Raw genomic sequence first — 2,662 nt, forward strand, 5'->3', positions numbered from 1 at the left:
CTTTTTCCATCCTTGAACTGCTTGCTCGGGGCTACGAAGCCTCGACTAAAGAGTCGCTGGCTTATAGCTTGCTTAACTTGTTGACTGCGGTTTTATTTGCCGTCATACTTCCTACTAGGGTAGAACAATCAGCTAAATATATAGCAATTATTGCAGGAGTCATAAATTTTTTACCCCACCCCAACCCTCCCCTTGCTAAGGGGAGGGAGTAAGAAATGAGTCATAAATTTTTTACCCCACCCCAACCCTCCCCGAAGCCGCGGTTCGGGAGTAAGAAATTCACAAATGATGCGAGGATTGCTATAGTTGGTTGCGAATGATATTTTAGAGGTTTTTTTATACTGTTTAGTTGTTTATAAACACTTTGGCTCTGCTAATATCACAATTATTTATTAAATTCTTTTTCTTAATCATATCTTTATTATTCCGCCAAATCTCGACAGTGGGGGAGTTCTGAATTATCTAGGGGCGGGGAAAGATTAAAGTTTTTTTAAGTTTGACAAAATAAAGGAAATGTTTTGTAATATAAAAAAGAAAGTTGAAAATTTTCTAAAGACAAACTAAGTGCATAAAAGAGTCGCTAAGGTAGTAAAAATGACGGTTTGTCAGAGGAAAAGAGTGTTAAGCTCGGCTAAGCTCAGCCAAAGCAAAACCTCAATATTTAATTAAGTTCGAGCGATAACAAAGGCTAAGGTAAATTTCATGGCAAACTCAGTTTTAAATCAGCCAAACGCAGCAGCAGGAGTGCAGTGGCAGCCACAAGATATTATCCGCGGCCTAGTGTGGAAAATTGCGATCGCAACTTGGCTGTTAATGGCTGTAGGCAGCGCCACGCGGGTGATGAATGCGGGGCTCGCTTGCCCGGATTGGCCGCTGTGCTACGGTCAATTAATACCCGCAGCGCAAATGAATTTGCAGGTATTTTTGGAATGGTTTCACCGTTTGGATGCCGCAGCGATCGGCTTAAGTGCGATCGGCCTTTTAGGACTATCTTTGTTTTACCGCAGCCGCCTCCCAAAATGGCTCCCGATTGCCAGCGCTGGGGCAGTATTTTTAATCGTTTTTCAAGGCGTATTGGGCGGCTTGACAGTCACACAACTGCTGAGATTTGACATCGTTACCGCTCACTTGGGAACAGCTTTACTGTTTTTTTGCGCGCTGCTAGTCATCGGTTTCATGCTAACACCCTACGAAGCTACAGGCAATACGGGTAAATTAGCTTGGGTAAGTTCGATCGCAGCATTGTTAGTTTACCTGCAAAGTTTGCTAGGAGCATTAGTCGGCTCTCGATGGGCGCTGCACCAATGTTTTGGTTCCTCAGAATTGTGCTCGGTAATGAACAGCCACATCATAGGCGTAGTACCAGCTACCGCAGCCACTTTAGCAGTAGCAATCATAGCTTGGCGGCAGCCCGCACTAAGTGCAAACTTGCGAAAACTAGGGAATTGGGCTAGTGTTTGCCTGATTGCTCAATTAGTTCTGGGATTAGCAACTTTCCGGCTGCACCTTCAGGTAGAACCGCTGACTGTCGCCCACCAAGCAGTCGGTGCTGCTTTGCTGGGAACCTTGGTAGCGTTTAGTGTTTTAGCTTGGCGCGATCGGGTTTTATCAGCTTGAGAGTAATATCATTTCCGGTAGCATCGTTATTATAGTCCAATGTCTTGTAGGGGCGGGTTTATTAATCCTTTTAGCTACGGCAGATATCTCTCGTAAAACCCGCCCCTACGAACCAATGACAACTAACTGACAACTAACTGACAACTAACAACTAATAACCGATGCAAGAAGTTCTTACAAACAATAGCCCCCGCCTCCACGAAAACTTTTCGCAAGTGGCAAAAAGTTACTATCAATTAACAAAACCGAGAATTATTTTACTGCTGCTAATCACCACCTCAGCGGGAATGTGGATGGCCGCCAAAGGAGAAGTCGATCCGCTATTGCTGGTATCAACTATCACCGGAGGCGCTTTAGCTTCGGCGTCGGCGAATACGATCAATTGCGTCTACGACAGCGACATCGATTATATTATGGAGCGCACCCGCTGGCGGCCGATTCCTTCCGGGCGTGTCAAGAAACGGGATGCTTTGATATTTGCGATCGCCCTAGCTACAATATCCTTTACATTGCTGACAGTTGTTGCCAACTTATTAGCGGCATTGCTAGCAATGTCAGGCATCGTTTTCTATGTCCTAATTTACACCCACTGGCTGAAGCGTCACAGCGTGCAAAACATCGTTATCGGCGGTGCAGCAGGGGCAATTCCCCCGCTAGTTGGGTGGGCTGCGGTGACGGGAGATTTGAGTTGGGGTGCGTGGCTGCTGTTTGGGATTATATTCCTGTGGACACCGCCGCATTTTTGGGCATTAGCAATGATGATTCGCGATGAATACAAGGAAGTAGGCGTCCCGATGTTGCCGGTAATTGAGGGCGACGAAGAGACAGCCCGCCAAATTTGGATTTACACGCTATTGATGATTCTTGCAACTTTGCTGCTAGTTTATCCCCTGAATTTAGCGGGCGCGGTGTATGCGGGGACAGCTATTTTCCTGGGTGCTATTTTTGCCCAAAAAGCTTGGTTGCTGTTGCAGACTCCAGAGGATAAGATTGTTGCGCGATCGCTCTTTAAATACTCTATTCTGTACCTGATGCTATTGTGCGC

General features: G+C 46.0%; 3 protein-coding genes. All 3 read left to right on the top strand.

Going from position 1 to position 2,662, the window contains the following annotated elements; all coding sequences use genetic code 11:
* On the top strand, positions 1 to 212 hold a 212-nt coding region (locus ACUVJL_RS20510), incomplete at its 5' end, for a hypothetical protein (protein ID WP_445247518.1).
* Positions 213 to 702: 490 nt separating this feature from the next.
* Positions 703 to 1,617 carry a COX15/CtaA family protein gene (locus ACUVJL_RS20515; RefSeq protein WP_445247519.1) on the top strand — a complete coding sequence of 305 codons (915 nt, stop codon included), beginning with the start codon at positions 703 to 705 and terminating at the stop codon, positions 1,615 to 1,617.
* 161 nt (positions 1,618 to 1,778) lie between these two features.
* Positions 1,779 to 2,662 (top strand): heme o synthase (locus ACUVJL_RS20520; RefSeq protein ID WP_445247520.1); only part of this gene is annotated, 884 nt, incomplete at its 3' end.

It is taken from the genome of Microcoleus sp. OTE_8_concoct_300, assembly GCF_031383065.1.
Classification (GTDB): Bacteria; Cyanobacteriota; Cyanobacteriia; order Cyanobacteriales; family Microcoleaceae; genus Microcoleus.

Bases quoted from the DNA above. Each gene is read 5' to 3' on its own strand.
- ACUVJL_RS20515 (WP_445247519.1), top strand. From the start codon at position 703: ATGGCAAACTCAGTTTTAAATCAGCCAAACGCAGCAGCAGGAGTGCAG.